Annotated in this window: 18 protein-coding genes; 7 read left to right on the forward strand and 11 right to left on the reverse strand. The window is 67.6% G+C overall.

Features of this window, described 5'->3' with window-relative positions:
• Positions 1 to 51 precede the first annotated feature (51 nt).
• The 4 genes from AWC31_RS31825 (at position 52) to AWC31_RS31840 (ending at position 4,297) form a co-directional block, all read left to right on the forward strand.
• Positions 52 to 1,689, forward strand: a complete 1,638-nt coding sequence (locus tag AWC31_RS31825; protein ID WP_085149044.1) for a helix-turn-helix domain-containing protein — start codon at positions 52 to 54, stop codon at positions 1,687 to 1,689.
• Positions 1,690 to 1,773: 84 nt separating this feature from the next.
• Entirely contained in the window at positions 1,774 to 2,838 is a 1,065-nt protein-coding gene (locus tag AWC31_RS31830; RefSeq protein ID WP_085149046.1) for a class I SAM-dependent methyltransferase, read from the forward strand.
• Between the two features lie 11 nt (positions 2,839 to 2,849).
• A complete protein-coding gene (locus AWC31_RS31835; RefSeq protein WP_085149050.1) occupies positions 2,850 to 3,674 on the forward strand; it encodes a serine hydrolase domain-containing protein in 825 nt (274 codons plus the stop codon).
• Positions 3,675 to 3,784: 110 nt separating this feature from the next.
• Positions 3,785 to 4,297 carry a DUF3145 domain-containing protein gene (locus AWC31_RS31840; RefSeq protein ID WP_067855537.1) on the forward strand — a complete coding sequence of 171 codons (513 nt, stop codon included), beginning with the start codon at positions 3,785 to 3,787 and terminating at the stop codon, positions 4,295 to 4,297.
• Between the two features lie 4 nt (positions 4,298 to 4,301).
• Here the strand turns inward: AWC31_RS31840 and AWC31_RS31845 are convergent, their stop codons facing one another.
• From AWC31_RS31845 to AWC31_RS31865, 5 genes are all read right to left on the reverse strand, one after another.
• The gene (locus AWC31_RS31845) at positions 4,302 to 4,805 is read right to left on the reverse strand and encodes a hypothetical protein (protein ID WP_085149053.1); all 504 of its coding nucleotides are present in this window, start codon (positions 4,803 to 4,805) and stop codon (positions 4,302 to 4,304) included.
• Between the two features lie 4 nt (positions 4,806 to 4,809).
• Positions 4,810 to 7,041, reverse strand: coding sequence for a DUF4185 domain-containing protein (locus tag AWC31_RS31850; RefSeq protein ID WP_085149056.1), 2,232 nt, complete (start codon positions 7,039 to 7,041; stop codon positions 4,810 to 4,812).
• Between the two features lie 122 nt (positions 7,042 to 7,163).
• On the reverse strand, positions 7,164 to 7,451 hold the full coding sequence (locus tag AWC31_RS31855; RefSeq protein WP_067855222.1) for a DUF1905 domain-containing protein: 288 nt from the start codon (positions 7,449 to 7,451) through the stop codon (positions 7,164 to 7,166).
• 11 nt (positions 7,452 to 7,462) lie between these two features.
• Positions 7,463 to 8,353: a diacylglycerol kinase gene (locus tag AWC31_RS31860; protein WP_207626480.1), complete on the reverse strand. Its 891-nt coding sequence runs from the start codon at positions 8,351 to 8,353 to the stop codon at positions 7,463 to 7,465.
• A gap of 2 nt (positions 8,354 to 8,355) precedes the next feature.
• The gene (locus AWC31_RS31865) at positions 8,356 to 9,936 is read right to left on the reverse strand and encodes an FAD-binding oxidoreductase (protein WP_085149906.1); all 1,581 of its coding nucleotides are present in this window, start codon (positions 9,934 to 9,936) and stop codon (positions 8,356 to 8,358) included.
• A 50-nt stretch (positions 9,937 to 9,986) separates the two neighbouring features.
• Here AWC31_RS31865 and AWC31_RS31870 point away from each other — a divergent pair, with 50 nt between their 5' ends.
• Both AWC31_RS31870 and AWC31_RS31875 read left to right on the forward strand, forming a co-directional pair.
• Complete coding sequence (locus AWC31_RS31870) at positions 9,987 to 10,562, forward strand: TetR/AcrR family transcriptional regulator (protein ID WP_085149062.1); 576 nt, start codon at positions 9,987 to 9,989, stop codon at positions 10,560 to 10,562.
• Positions 10,559 to 12,097, forward strand: a complete 1,539-nt coding sequence (locus AWC31_RS31875) for a glycerol-3-phosphate dehydrogenase/oxidase (protein WP_085149065.1) — start codon at positions 10,559 to 10,561, stop codon at positions 12,095 to 12,097. The genes AWC31_RS31870 and AWC31_RS31875 overlap by 4 nt, the downstream gene beginning before the upstream one ends.
• On the opposite strand, the gene AWC31_RS31880 is transcribed toward AWC31_RS31875, so the two are convergent.
• Positions 12,094 to 12,972 carry a LysR family transcriptional regulator gene (locus AWC31_RS31880; protein ID WP_067855233.1) on the reverse strand — a complete coding sequence of 293 codons (879 nt, stop codon included), beginning with the start codon at positions 12,970 to 12,972 and terminating at the stop codon, positions 12,094 to 12,096. The genes AWC31_RS31875 and AWC31_RS31880 overlap by 4 nt on opposite strands.
• Positions 12,973 to 13,058: 86 nt before the next feature.
• On the opposite strand from AWC31_RS31880, the gene AWC31_RS31885 reads away from it, so the two are divergent.
• Positions 13,059 to 13,808, forward strand: coding sequence for an SDR family oxidoreductase (locus AWC31_RS31885; protein WP_067855235.1), 750 nt, complete (start codon positions 13,059 to 13,061; stop codon positions 13,806 to 13,808).
• Between the two features lie 56 nt (positions 13,809 to 13,864).
• Here the strand turns inward: AWC31_RS31885 and AWC31_RS31890 are convergent, their stop codons facing one another.
• From AWC31_RS31890 to AWC31_RS31910, 5 genes are all read right to left on the reverse strand, one after another.
• Positions 13,865 to 15,286 (reverse strand): acyl-CoA carboxylase subunit beta, encoded by a 1,422-nt coding sequence (locus AWC31_RS31890; protein ID WP_067855238.1) that lies wholly within the window; start codon positions 15,284 to 15,286, stop codon positions 13,865 to 13,867.
• Positions 15,287 to 15,317: 31 nt separating this feature from the next.
• Positions 15,318 to 16,580: a 3-oxoacyl-ACP synthase KasB gene (kasB, locus tag AWC31_RS31895; RefSeq protein ID WP_067855241.1), complete on the reverse strand. Its 1,263-nt coding sequence runs from the start codon at positions 16,578 to 16,580 to the stop codon at positions 15,318 to 15,320.
• A 37-nt stretch (positions 16,581 to 16,617) separates the two neighbouring features.
• The gene (kasA, locus tag AWC31_RS31900) at positions 16,618 to 17,868 is read right to left on the reverse strand and encodes a 3-oxoacyl-ACP synthase KasA (RefSeq protein ID WP_067855244.1); all 1,251 of its coding nucleotides are present in this window, start codon (positions 17,866 to 17,868) and stop codon (positions 16,618 to 16,620) included.
• Entirely contained in the window at positions 17,865 to 18,164 is a 300-nt protein-coding gene (gene acpM / locus AWC31_RS31905; RefSeq protein WP_036443195.1) for a meromycolate extension acyl carrier protein AcpM, read from the reverse strand. Before acpM ends, kasA begins: the two co-directional genes overlap by 4 nt.
• A 92-nt stretch (positions 18,165 to 18,256) precedes the next feature.
• Complete coding sequence (locus tag AWC31_RS31910; RefSeq protein ID WP_084356887.1) at positions 18,257 to 19,165, reverse strand: ACP S-malonyltransferase; 909 nt, start codon at positions 19,163 to 19,165, stop codon at positions 18,257 to 18,259.
• Between the last annotated feature and the right edge of the window lie 52 nt (positions 19,166 to 19,217).

The raw sequence follows: 19,217 nt of genomic DNA on the forward strand, positions 1-19,217 counted from the left end.
TGGCGCATTGATGCTGTCGCGCGAGCCTCTCGCGTAATACCGTGGGCAGCAATGACGACGGCCCGAGCATCGGCGATGCGAGCATCGGACAATCCCACGCTGTTGGAGGCGCGGGCCGCCTACGCGCGAGGTGACTGGGCTGCTGCTCACCGAGCGTATGTCGCGGCCGACGGTATCGGGCCGATGCCCCTCGCCGACGTGGATGCGTACGCCACGGCCGCGTGGCGGTTGGGGCACGGCAAGGAAGCGGTCCGCCTGGCGGAACGGGTCTACGGACTGTTGGCGCGCACCGACCCGTCCGCCGCCGCGATGAAGGCGCTCGACATCGGGCTGGAATGGCTGACCCGCGGCGACGTGAACATCGCCCAGGGCTGGATGAACCGGGCCCGCAGGCTGTTGACGGGAGCACCGCCGGGGCCGAGCCACGGGTATCTGGCCTACCTCGACGCGGTTGTCGCCGGTGTGCAGCAGGACCCCGACGAGTTGAGCCGGCGCGCCGAGCAGATGCGGGAACTGTGCGACGGATTCGACGATCCGTCGCTGGCCTCGCTGTCGTTGGTCGCCCAGGCGATGGCGGCGTTCTACGACGGCCGGATCGCCGAGGGATACGCCTATGTCGACGAGGCGATCCTGCCGTTGCTCGCCGGCCACGTCCGCGTGGAGTGGGCGGGCGACATCTACTGCGTGGTGCTCAACCTGTGCCACAAGCTCGCCGACCATCCGCGGATGCGGTCGTGGACCGACGCCATGGAACGCTGGTGCGACGTCAACAGCACCGCCTCCTACTACCGGGTGTGCGATGTACACCGGCTGCAACTGGCCGCAGGCGACGAAGACTACCGTCGCCTGGAAGATGAATTGTTCACTGCCAGTACGGCATTGGAAGGCGTCAACGCTTGGGTGGGCGGCGAGGGTTTCTACCAGCTGGGTGAGGTCCGCCGATTGCGCGGTGACGCGGAGGGCGCGCTGGCCGCGTTCGCGAAGGCGCGCGCCCTCGGTGTTGATCCGCAGCCCGGTGAGGCCTTGTTGCGCTGCAGTCTCGGGCAGAGCCAGGCCGCCTGGGCCGACTTGCGGGTTGCGCTGGCGGGAGCGGGTCGGCTGGATCGCATGCGGATGCTGCGCGCCGCCGTGATCGTCGCATTGGCCCGCAACGACCTGGACGAGGCGCGGCGGCACAGTGATGAACTGACCACGGGTGCGCAGACTTTCGCCACCCCGGGCTACCGGGCCTGGGCCGCGCAGGCCCGCGGCGCCGTTCTGGTGCGCAGCGGTGAGTACGCCGCATCCCTCAGTGTTCTGGAGGCGGCGCTGCGCGAGTACCGCACGCAGCAGGCGCGTTACGAGATCGCCGAGGTGTACGAGTGGATGGCCCTGGCGCACAAGGGTCTTGGCGATGACGCGGCCGCTGCCGCCGATATCGCCACCGCGGAGAACATCTACGAGCAACTCGCCGTGCAGCCGAGCGGTGTGTGCGGGCGGGGCAGCCCGGGCGGGCTGACCCGGCGCGAGATCGAGGTGTTGCGCGCGATCGCCGGAGGCGCCACCAACCGTCAGGTCGCGGCTCAGATCGTCATCAGCGAGAAGACCGTGGGCAGGCATCTGGCCAACATCTACAGCAAGCTCGGGGTGTCGAGCCGGACGGCCGCCGTCACCTGGGCGTACCAGAACGGTGTAGTGCGCGACTCCTGACTGCAGCATTCACCCCACTCGGCGATCTCAGACGCATGATTCGGCGGATTCCGGTGAGCGACCGCGAGATCTAGCGTCATCGGCATGACACTCATCGCACAAGAAACCGCCGAAGACTTCGGCAATCGCGTGGTCGGCATCGTCAACGACGCCGCCGTGGCCCTGCTGCTCTCGATCGGCCACCAGACCGGCCTGTTCGACACGCTCGCCGAACTGCCCGCCGCCACCAGCACTCAGATCGCCGACGCCGCAGGCCTCGACGAACGTTACGTCCGTGAGTGGCTCGGCGGCATCGTCACCGCGGGCATCGTCGACTATGACGCCGACGCGGCGACCTACCATCTGCCACGGCATCGCGCCGCGGCCCTGACGCGGGCAGGCGGACCGGACAACATCGCCAAACTCGCGCAGTACATCGCGATCTTCGGCGAAGTCGAGCAGAAGATCGTCGACTGTTTCCGTCATGGCGGGGGCTTGCCCTACACCGAGTTCCCGCGCTTTCACGCCATCATGGCCGAGGAAAGCGGTGGGGTGTTCGACGCCGCGCTCGTCGAGGGCATCCTTCCGCTGGCCGACGGTCTTCCCGAGCGGCTGCGACGCGGCATCGATGTCGCCGACTTCGGTTGCGGCAGCGGGCATGCCATCAACGTCATGGCCGCCGAGTACGGTGCCAGCCGGTTCACCGGATACGACTTCTCGGCGCCGGCGGTCACCGCGGCCCGCGACGAGGCGCACATGATGGGGTTGACCAACGCGACCTTCGAGTCGCGGGACCTGGCCACGCTCGACGTCGAGAACGCATTCGACGCCATCACGGTGTTCGACGCCATCCACGACCAGGTGCACCCGGATCGCGTCCTGGCCAACATCCACCGGGCGCTGCGGCCGGGCGGAGTGCTGTTGATGGTCGATATCAAGGCGTCGAGCAACCTGGCCGACAACATCGCGATCCCGTGGGCCTCGCTGTTCTACACGATCTCGACCATGCATTGCATGACGGTCTCGTTGTCGGCCGGTGGTGCCGGTCTCGGCACCATGTGGGGCCGCCAGCTCGCACTGTCGATGCTCGCCGACGCCGGCTTCGGTGCCGTCACGGTCCACGACGTCGAGACCGATCCCTTCAACGATTACTTCATCGCCCGCAAGTAGCATCCTGCGCAATGGGCGCACTGGATGTTCTCGATGACTGGCCGGTTCCGACTGCCGCGGCCGCGGTGGTCGGGCCGTCCGGCGTGTTGGCCACCCACGGTGACACCGGCAAGCCGTTCGCGTTGGCGTCGGTGACCAAACCGCTCGTGGCCCGCGCCGCGCAGATCGCGATCGAGGAAGGCGTCGTCGAACTCGACACCCCCGCCGGCCCGCCGGGGTCGACCGTGCGGCACCTCCTGGCGCATGCGTCCGGGGTCTCGATGAATTCGGCCGACGTGATTGCGCAAGTGGGGCAGCGGCGGGTCTATTCCAACTACGGATTCGAGTTGCTGGCGCGGGCCATCGAGGACGCTGCCGACATCGAGTTCGGCCGCTACCTCACCGAGGCGGTGTTCGAGCCGCTCGGGATGGCAGCCTCGAAACTGCTGGGCGGCGCCGAGGTCGCCGGATTCGGCGGCGTGTCTACGGTGGCCGATCTGGCGGCGTTCGCCAGCGAGCTGCTATGCCCCGCACTGGTGTCGCCGGCCATGCACGCCGATGCGGTCTCGGTGCAGTTCCCCGGGCTCGCGGGGGTGCTGCCCGGATTCGGCGCGCAGCGGCCCAACGACTGGGGCCTTGGCTTCGAACTCCGCGACAGCAAATCCCCGCACTGGACCGGATCGGTGAATTCTCCGGCGACGTTCGGCCATTTCGGCCAGTCAGGGACGTTTCTGTGGGTAGATCCGGCCGCCGATGTCGCACTGATAGCGCTCACCGACCGCGACTTCGGCGACTGGACGTACGAGCTGTGGCCCGCGATATCTGATGGTGTGCTGAGAGAAATCGGCACAGACTAGCGCAACAGGCGCCACACAGGGCACAATAGACACGCACGGAACAACTGCATCTCTTTGGTAACACCAGGCCGTTGGGGAAGACGTCCCTCGTGGAGCCGAAGGAGAAGCAGATGCGTGCATCGAACCAGTTCGCCGACGCGGCGACGGGCGTGGTGTACATCCACGCCTCACCCGCGGCGGTATGCCCGCATGTCGAGTGGGCGTTGTCGTCGACCCTGTCGGCGAGGGCCAACCTGAAGTGGACCCCGCAACCGGCCATGCCCGGCCAGCTACGCGCGGTCACCAACTGGGTTGGACCGGTCGGCACCGGAGCGCAGTTGGCGAACGCCCTGCGGTCCTGGTCGGTGCTGCGCTTCGAGGTGACCGAGGACCCGAGCGCGGGCGTCGACGGCCACCGGTGGTGCCACACCCCGCAGCTCGGTCTGTGGAGCGGTGTCATGAGCGCCAACGGCGACGTGATGGTCGGCGAGATGCGGCTGCGCACGCTGATGGCAGGCGGCGCCGACATGCTGGCCGCCGAACTCGACACCGTCCTCGGCACCGCGTGGGACGAATCCTTGGAGCCCTACCGCGACGGCGGCGAGACCGGCGAGGTCAGCTGGCTGAACCGGGGAGTCGGCTAGGCCGTCAGCTTCGCTGCCACAGGCAGTAGCCGCTGAGCGTGACGGTGAACATGTGGTCGCTGATGTCGAACGTCAGCGTTTGGCCCGGCTCGGCCGACAGCGTCTCGGGGGCCGACGTCTCGCCGGCACCGACCACGTCGACAAGTTCTGCGCCGCAACGCGCTTCGGCGGTCTGCGGCGAACCTGTCCAGGAGCCGCCCTTGACTTCTGGATTCCGTCGGCCCTGACCGTGCACGACCAACTCGGGTCCGGTGGTCAGCCAGCGGTCCGACGACGGATACGGATCGTGGAACTGTTCCCAGATGCCGTTGTTGCACCGAAACAGGATCTGCTGCGCGCGCGTCATGGCTCCGTCGAAGGGGTCGGGGCAGGCCGAGCCCGCCTGCGGCGGCGTGGTCTGGGCCGGGCCCGGCGGTGGCGGTTCGGGATTGGCGCGGGCACACGCGGTCGCGTTGACCGCGGCGGCCACGGTGATGGCCGCCGCAGTCAACGCGAGTGGGAGCCGCACGTCGCTACACCGAGATCGTCTTCATCGACGCGAGGTCCGTACGCATCAGGCGCACGTTGTATTCACCCCAGTAGGACAGGTTGTAGTACAGGTACTGCGAGTTGTCCTGGGTGGCGGTGTCGAAGTAGTCGGTGCCCGACATCGGGTGAACCATCGGGGCGTACATGCCGGTGTTGGTCACGAGGTCGTTTCTCACGAGCGTCGTGGTGTCCGACCATTCGCCCTGAGGTGATTCCGACACCCGCATCACGACGTTGTTGCCGCCGTCGGTGTAGAGCACCACGTACTGGCCGAGATACTCGTTGTACTGCACCGACATCTCGCTGACGTTGCCGCCGGTCGGTAGGCCGCCGACCCAGATGCCGTTCGCGATCTTGCTGAAGAAGCCGAACGTGAAGGTGTCGATGACCTTGTAGAGCCGTGGCAGGAAATCGGTTTCGCTCGAGCCGAAGACCGCAACCGCGGCCGACGGATCGCCCGTCGTCCACTGGCCGGTGCCGCTGGAATCCTCGCCCGCCCAGTACTCGTAGGCATCCAGGTTCATGATCTGGTCCTTCTCGACCCGGGCCAGGTACGCCGAGCCCTGCCGACCGGACGGCGTCCCGTACACGTATACGTAGGGATCCTCCGGGTCGTTCGACATCACCAGAGCGTTCTGCTGGAAGTGCTCATCGCCGGGCACGTAAGCCGGTCCCGCACGCAACCAACCCGACGACCGCACGGTGTCTCGATCGACCGTCCACGTCTTGCCCTCGTCGGTCGAGTAGGCGATGGCCGCGTAGTTGGTGGTCCAGCTGCCGGGGTTGTCCCACGTGCGGATCGACATCACGGTCGCGTACTGCGTGTAGGTGCCGTCGTCGTTCTGGATCGCGATCGCCGAGGTCGGGATCATCGTGTAGGTCCGGCCGAACAGCCCGTCATAACCCGGGTCGTAGATGATCTGAGCCGCGCCGGCCGCGGGTTGCTCGTCGCGCGAATACCACCGGGGAATTCCGGGGTTGGTCGGCGAGGCGCCGGCGTGGATCAGTGCGTCGCTGAACTGAAGACCGTCCATCAGGTTGGTGTCGCTGGTGCGGAACAACACGTTGTTGCGCCAGTCGCCGGTCATGTTCGGGCCGCTGTAGGTGTCGCCGAACAGCGTGTAGATGATCGGCTTTCCGGTTTCCGGGTCGGTGTATCCGCTGTTCCACATGATGCCGAGGTCGGTGCCCGCGACGTACCAGTGGTCGGTGACGCCGGTGCCGGTGACCCACGGCAGCTTGATCGTCGCGCCGGTGAGCGACGCCGGGACCTCCGGCTTGGGCGTCAGGTCCTCGGTCTGCACCGCGAGGTTCGGAGCGGCGGCCGCCGTCGGCTGGATCTCACCCTCGGCGACCACGGACGCCGCATCGTTGGCCGACACCAGGCTCGTGCCGCTCGGATTGACCGCACGCTCGAATTCTCGTCGGGCCCACGCCATCACGGCCCACAAGCCCGGCGACTGTGCGGGCGCGACCGGACTCGTGCCCGCGCCCAGCGGGGACAGCCCGGCGGCCGCGAGCAGGGCCGATACGACCGGGACCGCGGGAGCTTGCGGGGCCTGCGCATTCGTTGCCTGCGCGGTGGCCGGGACATCGACGCTGCGTTGGGTGACCTTCTCGACGATCGACTGTGCCCGGGTTGCGCTGACGGTCTCGGTGATGCGCTCGGTGATGTCCTGCGTGGCCTCTTTGACTTTCACGACCACGCTGTTGGGCCGCGGGGTGCGATCGAGTGCAGGCACGGCGTTGGCCGCGGTCGGGACGGCGGTCTGTGCCTTGTCGACGCTGACGTCGCGGCGCTTGCGCGTGGGCTTGACGGCGTCCTCGTCGGCCTCGGCGTCCGCGGTCACGGCGGTGACCTTGGTCGGCCGGTCGCGGAGCTCGTCGCGCGTCTTCTCAATCCGAGTCTGGCTGCGCTTCAACGCATCTTGCACGCCGTCGAGACCGGCCTCGACGTCCTTGCGGATCCGTTCACCGACCTTCGAGAGCGGGCCCCTGCGGTCCGGCTTGGTTGTGCCCGACGGTTTGCTGTCGGGTTCCTTGGCCGCGGATTCACCTGATTTGCCGGCGTCGCTGCTCGCGCTGGAATTTGCCTTGCCCGAGGTGTTTCCACCGTCGTCGGCCCATGCGACGCCGGTTCCCGATGTCAACGCCGTGCCGATGCCCAATGCCACGGCAAGAGCGCCGACGCGACCGATGTACTTGCTTGAATCCATAACGCTCCGCACCCGATCAGTCTGAATCGATTCGCCCCGGCCCAATTGAAAATACCGCGCGGCCTCTGACGTGTGCGGCAAACATGCCGTACGGCTCAAGACTTGGTGGGAGCGAGAATTGGCTACCGGCCGACGGACAAGCGAACCCGCACGAGGTCACCGTCGTCGATCTGTTCGGCGCGCCGTAGCGCCACTTTCAGCGGTACGAGATAGACCCCGTCGCGGGGCATCAACGACGTCGCGATCTCGGTGTCGCCGATGCGGACCTGCGCCGGGATCACACCCCAGCCGTACGTCAGCTCGCCGAGGTGGTCGTGCAGGAACGCATCGACGTCGTCGGGGGTTGCGACGAAGAAGTACGGCGCCGGGCCGCGCCATTGGAAGACCTCGGCCTCAAACTCCCAATTCATCGGGTTTCAAGTTACGGCACCAGGATCTTCAGTGCCCTCGGCACGGCGGACACCGTCACGGGCAGCGCGGCCGCGAAATCGCCGTCGGCGTAGGCGTTGATCCCGGGGCAGTCGACGTGAACCGTCGCCGCCCGTTTGGTGGTGACCTCGTCGAGGTTGACGTGCGTGCCCTTGAACACCGTGGGAAACAAGCGGATAAGCCTCGTGCGCGACGCCGAATGCACCATCGTGATGTCGAGCAGACCATCGGTGTGGTCGGCGCCCGGGCAGATGAGCATGCCGCCGCCGTAGCTGCGGGTGTTGCCGAACGCCGCGAGGGTCAGCTCGGTGCGGACCTCCGGCCCGTCGTCGAACGACAGCCGGAACGGCAGCAGCCGCAACCGGGACATCTCGGCGACCATCGCGACGTTGTAGCGCATCCGCCCGTGCGGCCAGCGCATGCGGTTGGTCCGGTCACTGACCAGCGAGTCGAACCCGGCGGCCATCACCGTCCCGAACCACTTCACCGCACCAGAGCCGTCGACGATGCGACCGAGGTCGACGGTTTCGGTACGCCCGTCGGCCACCACGTCGGCGGCTGCTTCGGGATCGCCGGTGGGGAGCCGGTATTCGCGGGCGTGGTCGTTGCCGGTGCCGGCGGGCACGATACCGAGGGGTACGTCGCCCCCGGCCAGTGCCTGCAGTGCCAATGAGATCACGCCGTCCCCGCCGACGACGACCAACGCGTCCGTCCCGCGGTCGAGCGCCTCGTCCACGAGCCGGCGTGCATGGGCGGCGTCGGTGCCGACGATCTCGCAGACGTCGACCCCACGGCGCTGGAACTGCGCGACCGCCCGCTCGGCGGCATGCGGGGCGTTGCCGTGTCCCGAGAGCGGATTGGTCAGCACGGTGACCCGCGAAATGGTCACGGAATCAGCTTGCCCGGGTTGAGGATTCCCGCCGGGTCCAGGGTGGCTTTGACCGCGCGCAGCACGTCGACACCGAGATCACCGATCTCGTCGCGCATCCACGGCCGGTGGTCGGCGCCCACGGCATGGTGATGGGTGATCGTCCCACCGGTGCGCACCATGGCCTCCGATGCGGCGGCCTTGGCCGCGCGCCACTGCTCGATCGGATTGCCGCGCTGGGCGGCGACGACCGTGAAGTACAGCGAGGCGCCCGTCGGGTACACGTGCGAAATGTGGCACAACACGAGCGCCGGTGTGCCGGACTCGCCGAGCGAGGACGTGAGGGCCTGCGTGACAGCGTCTTTCAGCGCTGCGATGTTGGACCAGTTCGTCGCCGTCTCCAGCGTTTCACACAGGGCTCCGGCGGCCAGCAGGGAGTCGCGCAGATATGGCGCCCCGAACCGGCCGTGCTCCCAGGCCTTGGCGGGTGCCTCGCCCAGTGACGTCCCGCCGTGCTGTTGCAGCAGGGCGCGGGTTTCGGCGTGCCGGCTCTCGGTGTGTGCGGCGGTGCCCTCGAACATCGTGATCGCCAGGCAGCCGCCGGTGATGCTCTGTTCGCCGATGCTTTCCGTGGTCGCGAGGTTGACGCCGGTCTCGGCCTCGTCGGACAGCCGGATCACCGTGGGGCCGGTGCCGGTTTGCGTCACCGCGCGCAATGCCGCAGCGCCGGTGGCGAAGTCGGGGAACGACCACGCCTCGTAACGCGTCGACTCCGGAATCGGGTGTACGCGCACCCGAACCCGGGTGATCACCCCGAACACGCCTTCGGAGCCGACGATCAGCTGGCGGAGATCGGGCCCTGCCGCGGAGGCCGGCGCCCGGCCGAGGTCGAGCACGCCGGCCGGCGTCACCGCACGCAGGCCGCGGACCATGTCGTCGAATCGGCCGTAGCCGGCCGAATCCTGGCCGGAGGACCGGGTGGCGGCGAACCCGCCGATGGTGGCGAACTGGAAACTCTGCGGGAAGTGGCCGAGCGAAAACCCATGTGCGTCAAGCAGTTCCTCAGCTTCGGGGCCGCTGACCCCGGCGCCGAGTTCGGCTTCGCCGGATACCTCGTCGATGCCGTGCAGGACGTTGAGCCGGCGCAGATCCAGCGAGATCACCGCGGTGAATTCACCACGCAGCGGATCGAGCCCGCCGACCACGCTCGTGCCACCGCCGAACGGGACGACCGCGATCCGGTGCTCGGTGCAGTACCTCAGCAGCTCGGCCACCTCATCTTCGCCGCCGGGAAGGATCACCGCGTCAGGCGCGTCTTGGACACCGGAATCCTTGCGGCGCAACAGGTCCAGCGTGGACTTGCCGCCGGCGTGCAAGAGTCGCGACAGGTCATCGACCCGGCAGTGCGCAGGCCCGACGATCGCGGCGAGCGCATCACGGTCACCCTTGCCGAGGGTGGACGGACGAAGCTCGACCTGTTCGGGCGTCAGCTCAGCGGCCGCGGCGGCCTCGATGCCCAGCGCCTGCTGCAGCAAGGCCTGAATGCCGTCGGACAGGGGCTTGGCCGCCTGTGGGTCACCCCAGGCGTTCCACTTCATCGGAGGCAGCAACTGCTCAGCCGGACGCGTCATGCGTTACAGTATTACACATGGTGTCACTCAGTAACGGTGAGTCGCTCGGCGACCGGATCCTGGATGCCGCCGCCAGCTGCGTGCTTGCCTTCGGTATCGACCGGGTGACGCTGGCCGAGATCGCGCGCCGGGCCGGGGTGAGCCGACCCACCGTCTACCGGCGGTTTCCCGACACCCGCTCGATCCTCGCGGCGCTGCTGACCGCGCGGATCGTGCGCGTGCTCGACGACGTCGAGACCACCGAGGCCGGGCGCGAGGCCCTCGTGGAGCGGATCGTCACCGTGGCCCAGCGGCTTCGCCACGACGACGTGATCATGGCCGTGCTGCACACCGCACCCGACCTCGCGATGGTCTACATCGCCGAGCGGCTCGGTACCAGCCAGCAGATCCTCATCGATGCCGTCGCCGGTGAACTCAAACTCGCGCAGGAAGAGGGGAGTGTGCGCGCGGGAGATCCACGCCAGCTGGCCACCATGTGCCTGCTGATCACCCAGTCGGCCATCCAATCCGGGCAGATGGTCGAACCGATACTCGACGCCGACGCGCTCGCCACCGAGCTCGCTCATTCGCTGAACGGATACCTCAAACCATGACCGGACCCACTGCGCTCAATACGCACCGGCGCGCTGCCGAACTCGCCGCACTCGCCGACGGCGGGCGCATCGACGTCCTCGTGATCGGCGGCGGGATCACGGGCGCGGGCATCGCGCTCGACGCCGCCACGCGTGGGCTGGACGTGGCGCTCGTCGAGAAGCGCGACCTCGCGTTCGGCACGAGCCGGTGGAGTTCCAAACTCGTGCACGGCGGGCTGCGTTACCTGGCCACCGGAAACGTGGGCATTGCCCGGCGCAGCGCGATCGAACGCGGAATCCTCATGAGCCGCAATGCGCCTCACCTCGTGCGGGCGATGCCGCAACTGGTGCCGCTCCTGCCCTCGATGGGCCGAGCCTCGCGTGCGCTGATCCGGTTCGGCTTCGTCGCGGGCGACGGGCTGCGCAAGCTGGCAGGCACGAGCGCCGCGACGCTGCCGAGGTCGCGGCGGGTCGATGCCTGCCGTGCGGTCGAGCTCGCGCCGACGGTCCGCACCGACGGTCTCGACGGCGCCTTCCTGGCATATGACGGCCAGCTCATCGACGACGCTCGGCTGGTCACGGCGGTGGCCCGCACCGCTGCGCAGCACGGCGCACGCATCCTCACGCGCGTGTCGGCGAGCGTCGCGCAGGGTGATCGCGTGCGCCTCACCGACGAGGTCACCGGAAGCTCGTTCGACGTCGACGCACGTGCCGTCGTGAACGCCGCAGGCGTATGGGCAGGCGAGGTCGACCCGTCGATCACGTTGAGGCCCAGCCGCGGTACCCATCTGGTGTTCGACGCCGAGGCGTTCGGGAACCCCACCGCCGCGCTGACCATCCCGATTCCCGGCGAGCTCAACCGGTTCGTGTTCGCGATGCCCGAGCAGTTGGGCCGGGTGTATCTCGGCTTGACCGACGAGGACGCGCCAGGGTCGATTCCCGATGTGCCGCAACCGACTTCGGCCGAGATCACGTTCCTGCTCGACACCGTCAACACCGCGTTGGCCACGGCGCTGACGCCGGCCGACGTGCGAGGCGCTTACGCGGGGCTGCGCCCGTTGATCGACACCGGCGCGGGCCGGACCGCCGACGTCTCGCGCGAACACGCCGTCGTGGAATCGCCCAACGGCGTGATCGGCGTGATCGGCGGCAAGCTCACCGAATACCGCTACATGGCACAGGATGTGCTGGATCGCGCAGTGGCGCTGCGCGGGCTCGCGGCGGGGGAGTGCCGCACCCGCAATCTGCCGCTGGTGGGTGCACCGGCCAATCCGGTGTCGACCGTGCAGCTGTCGCCCGAACTGCCCGGTTCACTGGTGGCGCGGTACGGGGCCGAGGCGCCGAACGTGGTCGCGCAGGCATCCTGCGACCGTCCGACCGAGCCGGTTGCCGACGGAATCGACGTCACCCGAGCCGAATTCGAGTACGCCGTGACCCACGAGGGGGCATTGACCGCCGACGACATCCTGGACCGGCGCACCCGCATCGGGCTCGTCGCCGCGGATCGCGAGCGCGCGGCCGCGGCCGCCGCCGAGATGCTCGCGGTGCTCGGTTAGACCTGGGCCAGCAGGACATCGCGGACCGCTGAGCTGGTGTGGCGCTGCCAGAGCGCCTGCGCGCCGACCAGGAGTGGCGGCTCGAGTTCGGTGACGGTCACGCGACCGCCCATGGCAGGGCCGGCGGGTGCGGTCACGAATGCGATCCCGCCCGTGGTGAGCGGTGCGGCCACAGTTGCCGAACCCTGGACACGACTGACCACGTAATCGGGCTCGAACCCGGCCCGCCGGCACGCGCCCATCAGAAAATCGCTGTAGTAAGAGGAGCCCGGCGGCGCCCACAGCGCGATGCGTTCTCCGGCGAGTTCGCCGATGCCGACCGCGGGCAGTCCGGCCAAGCGATGATCGCTCGGCAGCGCGAGCCGCACGCGGTCGTAACCCACGACCGCCGTGGACAATTCATCGGTCGGCACCACCCCGCGCCGCAGCCCCAGCTGAACCGACCCGTCGAGCAAGGCACCCACCAGTTGATCGGGATAGAGCTGTCGGAACGTGAACGACAGCCTCGGGAACGCGTCGATGGCCGGCTCGAGCCGGGTGTAGGCCTCCACGCCGCTCAAGGCCGGCGTGTGGCCGATGACGAACACCTCCTCGACGTCGTTGGCGGTCTGTTCGACCCGCTCGGCCACGGTGCGGGCGGCCGCCAGCAGCGGCCTGCCCTCGGCCAGCAGCAAGCGTCCGGCTCTGGTGAGCGTCAGGCGGCGCCCGTCCCGGTTGAACAGTGTGGCGCCGAGCTCTTTCTCCAGTTGCTGCACTGAGCTGCTTAGGGCTTGTTGGCTAATGTGCAGGCTTTTGGCGGCCGCGGTGACGTTGCCGGCCTCGGCAACCGCGATGAACTGCCGTAATCGCCGCAGATCAGGGAAGCTGGTACACACCGGTTGAGTCTATCCACAAGAATGAGTTGTGGAAACTGCGGTATTTTCGGTTTCTGATTTGTCGATCGCTTCGTTAACGTCGAGGCATGAGCAAACTTGAGGGCAAATCAGCAGTGGTTGCTGCCGGGGCGAAGAACCTCGGTGGTCTGATCAGCACGACATTGGCTTCGAGGGGTGTCAACGTCGCGGTCCACTACAACAGCGCATCGTCGGAGCCCGACGCCGACAAGACCGTCGCGGCAGTGCAGGCGGCGGGCGTCAAGGCCGTCAAGGTCCAGGGTGACCTGACGGTGCCCGCCAACGTCGAGAAGCTGTTCGACACCGCGATCGACGCATTCGGTAGCGTCGACATCGCGGTCAACACCGTCGGCAAGGTGCTGCGCAAGCCGATCGGCGAAACCACTGAGGCCGAATACGATTCGATGTTCGACATCAACGCCAAGGCGGCGTACTTCTTCCTGCAGCAGGCCGGGACCCGGCTCAACGACAACGGGTCCATCGTCACCATCGTGACGGCGCTGCTCGCGGCCTACACCGACGGATACTCCACCTACGCGGGTTCCAAGAGTCCCGTCGAGCACTTCACCCGCGCGGCCTCGAAAGAGTTCGGCGTGCGTGGCATCAACGTCAACAATGTCGCGCCCGGGCCGATGGACACGCCGTTCTTCTACCCGCAGGAGACCCCCGAACGCGTCGAGTTCCACAAGTCGCAGGGGATGGGCAACCGGTTGACCGAGATCACCGACATCGCGCCGCTGGTGGTGTTCCTGACCGATGAGGGGCACTGGATCAACGGCCAGACCATCTTCGCCAACGGCGGATACACCACCCGCTGAGCCGGACACACGAAACGCCCCGTCTCACGACGGGGCGTTTCGCGTATACCGAGCGTTTACAGCGGGATGTTCTTGTGACGACCGCGGCGTGCCGGCGCTTCGGCCAGGGCCTGCGTCAGCTTGCTGCGCGTGTGCGCCGGGTCGATCTTCTCGTCGACCACGCCGATCTCGATCGCGGAATCCACACCGCCCGCGATCTTCTCGTGCTCGATCGCCAACTGCTCGTGCAGCGCCTCGCGCTCCTCGGGAGCTGCGGCCGCCAGCTTCTTCTTGTGCAGGATGCCGACCGCGGCCTTGGCGCCCATGACCGCGACCTCGGCGTCCGGCCAGGCGAACACCTTGGTGGCGTTGAGCGATCGCGAGTTCATCGCGATGTAGGCACCGCCGTAGATCTTGCGGGTCACCAGCGTGACGCGGGGGACCGTCGACTCGCCGAAGGCGTGCAGCAGCTTGGCGCCACGACGCACCACGCCGCCCCATTCCTGGTCGACACCGGGCAGGTAGCCGGGCACGTCGACGATGACCACGAGCGGGATTCCGAACGCATCGCACAACCGCACGAAACGCGCCGACTTCTCGGCACTCTCGGAGTTGAGGCAGCCGCCGAGGCGCAGCGGGTTGTTGGCGATCACGCCGACGGTGCGGCCGGCCAGCCGACCCAGCCCGACGACGATCGACGGTGCCCACTTGCCCTGGAACTCCTCGAACGGCACGCCCTCGTCGAGCAGAGCCGTCACGAGCGGGTGCACGTCATAGGCCCGGCGCGCCGACTCCGGCAGCAGCGCATGCAGATCGGAGTCGCCGGCCTCAGCCTTGGTGCGATCGAAATGACCCTGCTGGCAGAACAATCCGACCAGGCGGCGGCCGCGCTCATAGGCGTCGAGCTCGTCGTCGGCGACGATGTGGCACACACCGGACTTCTTGTGGTGGGCCTCCGGACCGCCGAGGGACACCATGTCGACGTCCTCGCCGGTCACGCTGCGCACGACATCGGGGCCGGTGACGAACACCTTGCTGTCCGGAGCCATGACAATCACGTCGGTCAGCGCGGGCCCGTAGGCGGCGCCGCCCGCGGCGAAGCCGACGACCACCGAGATCTGCGGGATGTAGCCGGACGCCCGGATCATGGCCTCGAAGACCAGGCCGACCGCGTGGAGCGCCTTGACGCCCTCGGCCAGCCGCGCACCGCCCGAGTGCCAGATGCCCACGATCGGGCTCTGCTCCTCGATGGCGGTGTCGTAGGCGTTGACGATGTGGGCGCAGCCTTCGACCCCCATCGCACCACCCATCACGGTGCCGTCGGTGCAGAAGGCAACCGTGCGAACGCCGTTGACCGTGCCGGCGGCCGCCAGCACGCCCGAGCGGTCCCGCTCGTGCAGCAGCTCGACGCTGCCGTCATCGAAGAACGTGGACAGCCGCAGCAACGGATCGCGAGGGTCGAGCGATTCGCCGACAGCCTCGGGGGCCATGATCGTCATACAAACCTCCTTTGGCGGAAAGCGCTGGGTATCAGTACTTTCCGAAGGCGAGCGCGACGTTGTGCCCACCGAATCCGAACGAATTGTTGATCGCGTATTTGAAATCGCCCTGGCGCGGCTCCCCGGCGACCACGTCCAGATCGATCTCCGGATCGAGATTGCGCAGGTTGCGCGTCGGCGGGATGATGCCGTCCCGCAACGCCAGGACCGTCAGGATGGACTCGACGGCACCGACCGCGCCGACCGAATGGCCGAGCGCAGACTTGGGTGCGTAGACCGCCGGCTTGTGGCCACCCATCGCGTTGTTGATCGCCTTACCCTCGGCCACGTCGCCGACGCTGGTGCCGGTGGCATGCGCGTTGACGTGGTCGATGTCCTTGGGCTGCAGACCCGCCAGTTGAATGGCGCGGGTCATGGCGTGACCGGCCTGCTCACCGTTCGGATCGGGCGCCACGATGTGGTAGCCGTCCGAGGTGATGCCGGCGCCCATCAGCCGGGCGTAGATGTGCGCACCGCGCGCCTTGGCGTGCTCTTCGGTCTCGATGACCAGCAGCGCGCCGCCTTCGCCGAACACGAAGCCGTTGCGGTCGCGGTCGAACGGACGGCACGCACCGGCCGGATCGTCGTTGGTGGTGGACAGCACGATGCGCATCTGGGCGAACCCGGCGATCGGCACTGCCTCGATCTTTGTCTCCACACCACCGCAGATCGCGATGTCGGCCTCGCCGAGCACGATGTTGCGCCACGCCTGCGCGATGCCCTCCGATCCGGATGCACAGGCCGAAACCGGGGTGATGACCCCGGCCCGGGCCTTGCGTTCCAGGCCGACAGCGGCAGCGGCCGCATTGGGCATGTACATCTGGACAGCCAGCGGCGACACGGCCTTGAGGCCCTTCGCCCGCATGCCGTCATAGCTGAAGACCAGCTCCTCGGTGGACCCCATGCCGGTGCCGATCGACACCATCAAACGCTTGGGATCGACCTCGGGATCGCCGGCGTCCTTCCAGACCCGCCGGCTCAACACGGTCGACATGCGCTGCAGATAGGACAACCGGCGCAGCTCGACACGAGTCAGCTCGTGGTCGAATTCCTCGAGAAGATGCCCCCCGATCCGGACCGGTAGATCGTATTGCTCGACGAACGGATCCTCGAGCTTACGAATGCCACTTTGCCCGTCCAGCAACTTCTTCCACGTGCTGTCCGCGTCGGTAGCCAGGGCGGTCGTCATGGCGATGCCGGTGACGACCACGTCGGGAAAGCCGTTCCCAGTGGATAATCCCGTCAGACCTGCCATTACTGCTCCGATGCTTCCTCTCTGGATAGCGTTTCCCTCAGTACCGACCAAACGCTAGGGCGACATTGTGCCCACCGAACCCGAACGAGTTGTTGATGGCGTACTGGTATTCGCCATAACGAGGCTCGCCCGCAACAACATCGAGATCGATCTCGGGATCGGGGGTTTCGTAGTTCAGCGTCGGCGGGATGACGCCGTCGCGCAACGACAGCACCGTCAGTACCGACTCCAGCGCACCGACCGCACCGATGGAGTGGCCGAGCGCGGACTTCGGGGCGTACACCGCGGCGTGCTCCACACCGGCGACGCGGATGGCGTTCGCCTCGGCGGTGTCACCGATCGGAGTAGCCGTGGCGTGGGCGTTGACGTGGGCGATGTCCTTGGGATCGAGTCCCGCGGTTTCCATGGCCCGCTTCATCGCCTGGCCGGCCCGCAGGCCGTCGGCAGCCGGAGCCACCATGTGGAACGCGTCCGAGGTGATGCCCGCACCCATGAGCCGGGCCAGCGGCTTGGCGCCACGGGCCTTGGCGTGCTCTTCGGTTTCGATGATCATCAACGCGCCGGCCTCGCCGAACACGAACCCGTCGCGGTCCTTGTCGAACGGCCGCGACGCGCCTGCCGGATCCTCGTTGCGGGTGCTCATCGCGCGCATCATCGAGAACGCCGCGATCGGCAGCGCTTCGATACCGCCTTCTACGCCGCCGCAGACGGCGAAGTCGGCGTCACCCATGACGATCTGGCGCCAGGCGTGGGCGATGGCCTCCGAACCCGACGAGCAGGCCGACACCGGCGTGATGACCCCGGCGCGGGCGCCGAGCTCAAGCCCGGCAACCGCGGCAGCGCCGTTGGGCATGATCATCTGAACAGCCAGCGGCGACACCTTGCGGGGGCCGCCTTCGTTCATCGCGTCGTAGGTCTCGACGATCTTCTCGCCACCACCGAGACCCGTGCCGATCACGACAGCGAAGCGATCGGGGTCGACCTCAGGGGTGCCTGCGTTCTCCCACAGCTGCTTGCTGAGGAACTTAGACATGCGCTGGACGTAGGACATGCGGCGCATGTCCAACCGGGTCATGTGATCGTCGATCGAATCCACGAGGTGCCCACCGATTCGAACCGGCAGGTCCCACTTGGTGACGAACTCGTCCTCGAGGACGCGGATACCGCTCTCGCCTGCCAGCAGACCCTTCCACGTGCTCTCGATGTCCGGCGCGAGCGCGGTCGTCGCCGTGACGGCGGTTACCACAACATTGGGGTAACCGCCGTTGGCAGTGGAAGGCCTGGTCACTGGTCTGCCGCGAACTTCTCACGCAGGGCAGCAGCGGCCTCGGGGTTCTCTTCCTCGAGCTTCTGGATGTAGGCAACCACGTCGCCCACGGTGCGCAGCCCGGCCAGATCCTCGTCGGGGATCTTCACGCCGTACTTGTCCTCGGTCTGAACCGCGATCTCGACCATCGACAGCGAGTCGATGTCCAGGTCGTCGACGAAGCTCTTCTCCGGGGTCACCTCGGACGGCTCGATGCCGGTGACCTCTTCGATGATCTCGGCGAGACCGGCGATGATTTCTTCCTGACTGGCGGGCACGATGGCTCCTTCTTGTTGTTGATACGCACTCCGGGTGCGGAGTGCGCTATTCCTGACGTTCTTCGGTTGTGCGTATGTGGTTGTCGGCTGGCCTACAGCTCGTCCAGGCCATCCAGGTCTGCGGGGGACTTGACCGCGCGCGTCGGGGTGCCCTTCAACTCACGTTTGGCGATTCCGACCAGCGTCCCGGCCGGCGGGAATTCGACGATTCCCGTGACGGCACGCTCACGCAGGGTCGCAGTGCACAGATCCCAACGCACGGGTTTGGTCAGCTGGGCCACGAGCTTCTCCATGGCATCAGCCGCCGATGAGACCGGCTGCCCGTCGGCATTCGACAGGAGTGTCGCCGTCGGCTCGGCTGTCGTTACAGACTGGGCTGCCGCGGCGTAACCGTCAAGAGCAGAGGCCATGTAGTGCGTGTGGAACGCGCCTGCGGTGGCCAGCTGGCGGACCCGGGCCTTGGCCGGGGGATCCTCGGCCAGCTTCTCCAGCGCCGCGACCGCGCCTGCGGCGACGATCTGACCGGCGGCGTTGCGGTTGGCGGGCACCAGGTCCAGCGACTCCAGGCGGGCCAAGACCTCCGCCTCGTCGCCACCGAGTACCGCCGACATGCCGGTGGGCTCGATCGCGCAGGCCTTGGCCATCTCGGCACCGCGGGTCGCGGCAAGCTTGACCGCATCGTCGGCGGAGATGACGCCCGCGATGGCGTAGGCGGCGATCTCGCCGACCGAGTGGCCGGCGGCCACGACATCGGCCTGGTTCACCAGGCCGCGGCGGGTGAGCTCTTCGTGGGCCAGCAGCGTCGCCGCCACCACCAGCGGTTGCGTGACCGCGGTGTCGGTGATCTCCTCGGCCGTGGCGGTGGTGCCCAGGCGGGTCAGGTCAAGGCCGCTGATCTGCGACCACGTCGCGAGACGGTCAGCGGCACCGGCCAGCTCCAGCCACGGGGCGAGCATGCCGGGTGTCTGTGAGCCCTGTCCGGGCGCAAGCAATGCGAGCATCGGTCCTTGAGGCACTCATTAAGAGAACACTGTGAAGATGGTTTTGCGCGGT

The organism is Mycolicibacterium wolinskyi (assembly GCF_002101965.1).
Classification (GTDB): Bacteria; Actinomycetota; Actinomycetes; order Mycobacteriales; family Mycobacteriaceae; genus Mycobacterium; species Mycobacterium wolinskyi.

Excerpts from the sequence above, each read along its gene's own strand:
- AWC31_RS31870 (WP_085149062.1), top strand. The coding sequence starts at position 9,987 with ATGGTGTCACTCAGTAACGGTGAGTCGCTCGGCGACCGGATCCTGGAT.
- AWC31_RS31825 (WP_085149044.1), top strand. The coding sequence starts at position 52 with ATGACGACGGCCCGAGCATCGGCGATGCGAGCATCGGACAATCCCACG.
- AWC31_RS31910 (WP_084356887.1), bottom strand. The coding sequence starts at position 19,165 with ATGCTCGCATTGCTTGCGCCCGGACAGGGCTCACAGACACCCGGCATG.
- kasB (WP_067855241.1), bottom strand. The coding sequence starts at position 16,580 with ATGGCAGGTCTGACGGGATTATCCACTGGGAACGGCTTTCCCGACGTG.
- AWC31_RS31875 (WP_085149065.1), top strand. The coding sequence starts at position 10,559 with ATGACCGGACCCACTGCGCTCAATACGCACCGGCGCGCTGCCGAACTC.
- AWC31_RS31840 (WP_067855537.1), top strand. The coding sequence starts at position 3,785 with ATGCGTGCATCGAACCAGTTCGCCGACGCGGCGACGGGCGTGGTGTAC.
- AWC31_RS31830 (WP_085149046.1), top strand. The coding sequence starts at position 1,774 with ATGACACTCATCGCACAAGAAACCGCCGAAGACTTCGGCAATCGCGTG.
- AWC31_RS31850 (WP_085149056.1), bottom strand. The coding sequence starts at position 7,041 with ATGGATTCAAGCAAGTACATCGGTCGCGTCGGCGCTCTTGCCGTGGCA.
- AWC31_RS31855 (WP_067855222.1), bottom strand. The coding sequence starts at position 7,451 with ATGAATTGGGAGTTTGAGGCCGAGGTCTTCCAATGGCGCGGCCCGGCG.
- AWC31_RS31835 (WP_085149050.1), top strand. The coding sequence starts at position 2,850 with ATGGGCGCACTGGATGTTCTCGATGACTGGCCGGTTCCGACTGCCGCG.
- AWC31_RS31885 (WP_067855235.1), top strand. The coding sequence starts at position 13,059 with ATGAGCAAACTTGAGGGCAAATCAGCAGTGGTTGCTGCCGGGGCGAAG.
- AWC31_RS31890 (WP_067855238.1), bottom strand. The coding sequence starts at position 15,286 with ATGACGATCATGGCCCCCGAGGCTGTCGGCGAATCGCTCGACCCTCGC.
- AWC31_RS31865 (WP_085149906.1), bottom strand. The coding sequence starts at position 9,936 with ATGAAGTGGAACGCCTGGGGTGACCCACAGGCGGCCAAGCCCCTGTCC.